Genomic DNA, 7,000 nt, shown 5'->3' on the forward strand with positions numbered 1-7,000 from the left:
TGCGCACCGCGTTGAGCACGTGGCCCAGATGCTTGGGGTCGCCCATCTCGAAGGTGAACCGGCTCACCGCCACCCGGTCGTCGGAGGTGGTCACCGACGCCGACAGGATGTTCACCCGCTCGTCGGCGAGCACCCGGGTGACGTCGGACAGCAACCGGTGCCGGTCGAGCGCCTCCACCTGGATGGCCACCAGGAACACCGACGTCGGCGAGGGCGCCCAGAGCACCTCGATGATCCGTTCGGACTGCTGGCGCAGATCGGCCCCGTTGGTGCAGTCGGTCCGGTGCACGCTCACCCCGCCGCCGCGGGTGACGAACCCCATGATGTTGTCTCCGGGCACCGGCGTGCAGCACTTGGCCAGCTTGGTCAGCGTCCCCGGCGCACCCGGTACCGCCACCCCGGCATCCTCGGTGGAGCGCTGCCGCACCGGCATGGTCGCCGGGGTGGAACGCTCGGCCAGCTCGTCCTCGGCGCCCTCGGCCCCACCGAGCTGGGCGAGCAACCGCTGCACGACGTGGCGGGGCGACACATGGCCCTCACCGACCGCGGTGTAGAGCGCCGAGACGTCGGCGTAGCGCAGTTCCTGCGCCAGCGAGCTCATCGCCTCGCCGTTGACCAGCCGCTGCAGCGGCAGTCCGCCGCGACGGACCTCCCGGGCGATCGACTCCTTGCCGGCCTCCAGCGCCTCCTCGCGGCGTTCCTTGGCGAACCACTGCCGGATCTTGGCCTTGGCCCGCGGGGACACCACGAAGCCCTGCCAGTCGCGTGACGGGCCGGCGTTGGGCGCCTTGGAGGTGAAGACCTCGACCACCTCGCCGTTCTCCAGCTTGCGCTCGAGCGCCACCAGCCGGCCGTTGACCCGGGCGCCTATGCAGCGGTGGCCGACCTCGGTGTGCACCGCGTAGGCGAAGTCCACCGGGGTGGAGCCGGCCGGCAGCGTGATGACGTCACCCCTGGGGGTGAACACAAAGATCTCCTGCACGGCCAGGTCGTAACGCAGCGACTCGAGGAACTCGCCGGGGTCGGCCGCCTCCCGCTGCCAGTCGAGCAGCTGGCGCATCCAGGCCATGTCGTCGATCTCGGCCGAGGCGTGCGGGTGCGGAACCCCGTTGCGGCCCTTTGCCTCCTTGTACCGCCAGTGCGCCGCGATGCCGTACTCGGCGGTGCGGTGCATGTCCCGGGTGCGGATCTGCACCTCCAGCGGCTTACCCTCCGGCCCGACGACGGTGGTGTGCAGGGACTGGTAAACGCCGTAACGCGGCTGGGCGATGTAGTCCTTGAACCGTCCCGGCATCGGCTGCCACAGTGAGTGCACGACCCCGACCGCGGCGTAGCAGTCCCGGATCTCCTCGCACAGGATCCGCACCCCCACCAGGTCGTGGATGTCGTCGAAGTCGCGGCCCTTGACGATCATCTTCTGGTAGATCGACCAATAGTGCTTCGGCCTGCCCTCGACGGTGGCGTTGATCTTCATCCCGCCCAGGGCCGAACCGATGTCGGAGCGCACCTTGGCCAGATAGGTGTCGCGGGACGGCGCCCGATCCGCCACCAACCGGACGATCTCCTCGTAACGCTTGGGGTGCAGGATCGCGAACGACAGATCCTCCAGCTCCCACTTCACCGTTGCCATACCGAGCCGATGAGCAAGGGGCGCAATGACTTCCAGGGTTTCAGTCGCCTTGCGCGACTGCTTCTCCGGTGGCAGGAACCGCATGGTGCGCATGTTGTGCAGCCGGTCGGCGACCTTGATCACCAGCACCCTGGGATCGCGCGCCATGGCGATGATCATCTTGCGAATGGTCTCGCCCTCGGCAGCGCTGCCCAGCACGACCTTGTCCAGTTTCGTCACGCCGTCGACGAGATGGCCCACCTCGTCGCCGAACTCCGCGGTGAGCGCCTCCAGGGTGTAACCGGTGTCCTCCACCGTGTCGTGCAGCAGCGCGGCGACCAGCGTCGTGGTGTCCATTCCGAGCTCTGCCAGGATGCTGGCCACCGCGAGCGGGTGGGTGATGTAGGGATCCCCGGACCGGCGCAGCTGATCGGCGTGCTTGGCGTCGGCGACCTCGTAGGCCCGCTGCAGGATGGCCAGATCGGCCTTCGGGTAGATCTCCCGGTGTACCGAGACCAGCGGATCCAGCACCGGGTTGAGATTGCTGCGTCCCGCGGTCATCCGGCGTGCCAGGCGGGCCCGCACCCGGCGCGACGCGCTGGCTGGCTTGGGCGGGGCCGGGTCGGGATCGGGCTCCGGTAGTTCCGCGACCGGAGGCACCCCGGCGCCGAGTTGTTCCTCCGCCATGCCCACCTCCTGTCGTGCCTGTGAGGATATCCCGCTACAGCACCCGGACGCTGTGCACCGGCAGCGGAGCGAGGCGCTCCCTGCCGCCCAGCGCAACCAGTTCCATCACCACCGCCGCTCCGCTCACCTGCGCGCCCGCCGCCTCCAGCAGGTCGAACGCGGCCGCGATCGTGCCGCCGGTGGCCAGCACGTCGTCGACGATCGCCACCCGGCGGCCGGCCAGTTCGACGCCCGCGGCGGGGATCTCCAGGGTGGCGGTGCCGTACTCGAGGCTGTAGCTGCGCGCCCGCACCGGCGGTGGGAGTTTGCCGCCCTTGCGGATGGCCAGCACCCCGACGCCCAGGCGGTGGGCCACCGCGCCGCCGAGCAGAAACCCGCGCGCGTCGATCCCGGCGATCAGGTCAGCCCCGCCGACGAGTGTCGCGAGCGCTTCGGTGAGCGCCGCAAGGCCACGGTCGTCGGCGAGTACCGGGGTCAGGTCCCGGAAGAGCACTCCCGGCTCGGGAAAATCGGGCACCTCACGGGTCAGCGCGGCCACCACCTGTGCGGCGCGGCGGATCGCACCGTCACCGCCGGGGGTCACGGCTCCAGCCGCCACCGGTCCATGTTCCAGCCGGCGCCCCACTTGGTGGGGTTGGCCTGCACGCCGAACATCTTCTTCGCGAAGATGACGGTGCGCTGCTGGCGGTACAGCGGAAGGGTGGGCACATCGGTCCACAGCATGGGCGCCGCGTCTCCGAGCAACCGGGCTTCTTCCTTGGGATCGGATGTGACCGCCAGCGCGGCGATGATCCCGTCGACCTGTGGGTTGGCGTAGCCGGACAGGTTGTTGCCGTTCCCGGAGTGCAACGCGTAGGCGTCCATCGCCGAGGACCCGGTCGATCCACTGCCCGCCGCCCCGCCGGTGCCGGCCAGCAGCGCGTCGATGCGGCCGTCCCGCAACGCCTGCGGACCGGTGCCGGGCGCTGTGACGTCGACGACGGTGATCCCGGCCGGCGCGCAGGCCTGGGTGATCGCGGCGACGGCAGCTGCCAGCCGCGGATCGGGCGCCTGATAGCCCAGTCGCACGGTCAGCGGCTGTCCCCCCAGCGCCATCCTGGCCGCGTCCGGGTTGGCCACGTTGTACTGATCGGAGAGCGGACCGGACTCCAGGACGGTGTAGGCGTTCTCGATCGCCGTGTTGAGCCGGGTGTTGGCGATCGGCATCGCCGCGTTGGCGGCGATGACGTCGCGCGGGACACAGGACGACATCGCCCGACGCGCCTCGGGCGTGGATACCGGACCCTGCGCGGCGAAGATCAGCTGTTGGATTCCGCTGGAGGGGATCTCGGCTCTCTGGTATTCGTCCGGCGTGGTCAATGTGCCCGACGAACCGGTGGCCACGTCGACCACCTGAAAGCTGCCGTTGTTGATCCGGTCCTGGACGTCGACGCCGCGCGGCCACACCGTGATCTGCTTGGTCACCGGCTTCGTGCCCCACCACTTGTCGTTGGCGACCAGCACCACCGCTCCACCGTCGAGTACCGAGTCGATCTTGTACGGGCCCGACGAGGGGAACCGCTTGAGCGCCTCGCTGTCCAGGCCCGGCTTGAGGTCCCAGGCGGTGTTCCAGGCTTCGGCGATCCGGCCGACCGCGCCGGGGTCGCCGCCCTGCAGGGTGGCGGTGACATCCAGCCCGAGTTGGTCGGAGAGCACGTGCGAGGGCATCAGCGACGTGGCGGTGAACAACTGGTTGTAGTCGGCCACCGAGCGGGTCGGCAGAAAGTTGACCCGCGCCTTCTTCTGGCCGGGCTGGCACTCGATGCCCGCGATGTCGAGATAGCCCGCCTTGCTGGCGGCGTTGAAGCCGGCGAACCGGCCGGACTGGGCTGCCCAGGCCAGCACCATGTCGTCGCAGGTGACCGGCTTACCGTCCGAGTACTGAGCTTCGTCTGAGATCTGGTAGTCGATCACCAGCGGCTCGCGACCGACCACCGTGGCCGTCCCGAAGTCGTTGTCGGCCAGCGCCTGTCCGCCCGGGCCGTGGAAGCTGAACCCGGTCAGGGTGCGCGCGAAAGCCTGCGGCCCGGCCGAGGCCGCTCCGTCGACGGTGTTGGAGTTGTAGGTGCTCAGAAGACCGTCCACCGCGTAGTTGACCTGCTCCACGGCGGGCTCGGCGCACGCGCTCAGCGAAGTCACCAGGGTGGCTGCCGCTACCATCGCGGACAGACGGCGAGTGAAAGCCATTGCCGCCCTAACGTTCCCGCTTGCCAGAGGGTTTCCTGGGCCGGACCGGCCGGACCGGCTCGGGCGCGTCGGAGGCCGCGCCGACCACCGCATCCACCGGCTCCGCGCCCGGATCGGCGCCAGCCGTCGCGCCTTTGCGCCGGTTGAGCACCCTGCGGGTGTGGTTGCGCACCAACTCGGTGCGCTCGCGCAGCGTGACCAGCAGCGGCGTGGCGAAGAAGATCGAGGAGTAGGTGCCGACGATGATGCCGACCAGCTGGACCAGCGCGAGGTCCTTGAGCGTGCCGACTCCGAGCAGCCAGACCGCGACGATCATCAGCGCGGCCACCGGCATGAGCGAGATCAGGCTGGTGTTGATCGACCGCATGAAGGTCTGGTTGATCGCGAGGTTCGCCTGCTCGGCGAAGGTTCGCCGGGTGGTGTGCTCGAAGCCCTTGGTGTTCTCCTCGACCTTGTCGAAGACGATGACGGTGTCGTACAGGGAGAAACCGAGGATGGTCAACAGGCCGATCACCGTGGCCGGGGTGACCTCGAAGCCCACCAGCGAGTAGATGCCGGCGACCGTGATCATGTCCAGCGCAAGCGAGAACAGCGCGGCGATCGCCATGTACTTCTCGTAGCGCAGGGTGATGTAGATGGTGACCAGGACCAGGAACACCGCCAGCGCGATCAACGCCTTCTTGGTGATCTGCCCGCCCCAGGTCTCCGACACCGCCGAGTCGCTGATGGCCTGCTTGGTGGGCTTGCCGTCGGTGCCCTTGGGCGCGAACTTCTCGAACAGCGCGTCGCGCAGCTTGGCCGTCTGTTCGTTGCTGAGCGTCTCGGACCGGATCTGAACCGTCTGGGACTCACCGTTGCCGACCACCACGACCGACTGGGCGGAGTGCCCGATCACGTCGGCGAAGGTCTGCTCGACCTGACTGACGCTGGCCTCGCCGTTGGCGCCGCCGCGCGGGAAGGACATCTTGGTGCCGCCCTCGAAGTCGATACCGAAGGTGAAGCCCCGCAGCGCGATGCTGGCGGCGGCGGCGGCCACGATCAGGGCGGTGATGGCGAACCACAGCTTGCGCCTGCCTATGACGTCGAAGGCGCCGGTGCCGGTGTAGAGCCGGGTGAAGAAACCGTGGCGCGGCAGTTGCGCTGTGCCGGATTCGGCGGCGACCGCAGTGCCCTCCAGGTCGATGTCGTCGGCGTCGGTCATCGGGCCGCTCCCGTCTGAGTCGCCGGCACTGCGGCGGGCTGTCCGGCGGCCCGGCGCTCGCGGGCGATCTGCTGGACCGCACCCAGCCCGTTGAAGGCCGGCTTGGACAACGTCGGCGACTTCGACGCCAGGTACACCAGCGGCCAGGTCACCAGGAACACCACGACGACGTCGAGGATCGTGGTGAGGCCCAGGGTGAAGGCGAAGCCCTTGACCTGGCCGACGGCCAGGAAGTACAGGACCGCGGCGGCCAGGAAGCTGACCGCGTTGCCGGACAGGATCGTCTTGCGGGCCCGGGCCCAGCCGCGCGGCACCGCCGAGCGGAACGAACGGCCTTCGCGGATCTCGTCCTTGATGCGCTCGAAGAACACCACGAAGGAGTCCGCGGTGGTGCCGATGCCGATGATCAGGCCGGCGATGCCGGCGAGATCGAGGGTGTAGTTGATGTAGCGGCCCAGCAGCACCAGGATGCCGTAGACCATGGCGCCGGAGGCCACCAGCGACAGCAGGGTGAGCACACCGAGCACGCGGTAGTACAGCAGCGAGTACAGCAGCACCATGCCCAGGCCGATGGCGCCGGCCACCAGGCCCGCCTTCAGCGACGTCAATCCCAGTGTCGCCGAGACGGTCTCGGCCTCCGATGATTCGAAGGACAGCGGCAGCGATCCGTACTTGAGGACGTTGGCCAGCGTCTTGGCGGAGTCCACGGTGAAGGGCGGGTCACCGCCGGAGATCTGGGTGCGTCCGCCCGGAATGGCCTCCCGGATCTGCGGGGCGCTGACCACCTGGGAGTCCAGCGTGAACGCGGTCTGGGTGCCGATGTTGGCGGCGGTGAAGTCGGCCCAGGTCTTGGCCGCCTCCTCCTTGAACTCCAGATCCACCACGTAGGCGGCGCTCTGCTGGTCGAAGCCGGAGTTGGCGGTCTGGATCTGGTCGCCGCTGATGATCGACTTGTCCAGGATGTAGACGTACTTGTGGTCCTGCGAGCAGGTCACCAGCGGCAGGTTCGGGTCGTCGTTGCCGGACAGCACGTCCTCCTGGTCGCAGCGGCCGGCTATGTACTGCACCGACAGCAGCAGCAGGTTCTGGTTGGTGCTCTGACGCAGTTCCTTCTCGAACTTGATCCGGGCCGCCAGGTCCTTGCGCGGGTCCGGCGGACCCGGCGGCGGGGTGGGCTGGCCGGTGGCCCCCGGCGGGGCCGGCTGGCCCGGCGGAGGCGGCGCCGGGGAGGGCGGCGTCGGTTCCAGCGGATACGGGCGCGGCTGGGGGGCCGGCGA

At 69.2% G+C, this 7,000-nt stretch carries 5 protein-coding genes; all 5 read right to left on the bottom strand.

Annotated elements, in window-relative coordinates; all coding sequences use genetic code 11:
• Positions 1–2,296 (bottom strand): RelA/SpoT family protein (locus tag ACKOQ4_RS10600; RefSeq protein ID WP_526291585.1); only part of this gene is annotated, 2,296 nt, incomplete at its 3' end.
• 34 nt (positions 2,297–2,330) lie between these two features.
• Entirely contained in the window at positions 2,331–2,894 is a 564-nt protein-coding gene (locus ACKOQ4_RS10605) for an adenine phosphoribosyltransferase (protein ID WP_526291587.1), read from the bottom strand.
• Positions 2,876–4,522: an ABC transporter substrate-binding protein gene (locus tag ACKOQ4_RS10610; protein ID WP_526291589.1), complete on the bottom strand. Its 1,647-nt coding sequence runs from the start codon at positions 4,520–4,522 to the stop codon at positions 2,876–2,878. The genes ACKOQ4_RS10605 and ACKOQ4_RS10610 overlap by 19 nt, the downstream gene beginning before the upstream one ends.
• 7 nt (positions 4,523–4,529) lie before the next feature.
• Positions 4,530–5,723, bottom strand: a complete 1,194-nt coding sequence (gene secF / locus ACKOQ4_RS10615; protein ID WP_526291591.1) for a protein translocase subunit SecF — start codon at positions 5,721–5,723, stop codon at positions 4,530–4,532.
• The coding region (gene secD / locus ACKOQ4_RS10620; RefSeq protein WP_526291593.1) for a protein translocase subunit SecD at positions 5,720–7,000 on the bottom strand (1,281 nt) is incomplete at its 5' end. The genes secD and secF, both read right to left, overlap by 4 nt.

The organism is Mycobacterium sp. (genome assembly GCF_046095365.1).
Classification (GTDB): domain Bacteria; phylum Actinomycetota; class Actinomycetes; order Mycobacteriales; family Mycobacteriaceae; genus Mycobacterium.

Coding starts and splice junctions, on each gene's coding strand:
- ACKOQ4_RS10610 (WP_526291589.1), bottom strand. CDS start 4,522: ATGGCTTTCACTCGCCGTCTGTCCGCGATGGTAGCGGCAGCCACCCTG.
- secF (WP_526291591.1), bottom strand. CDS start 5,723: ATGACCGACGCCGACGACATCGACCTGGAGGGCACTGCGGTCGCCGCC.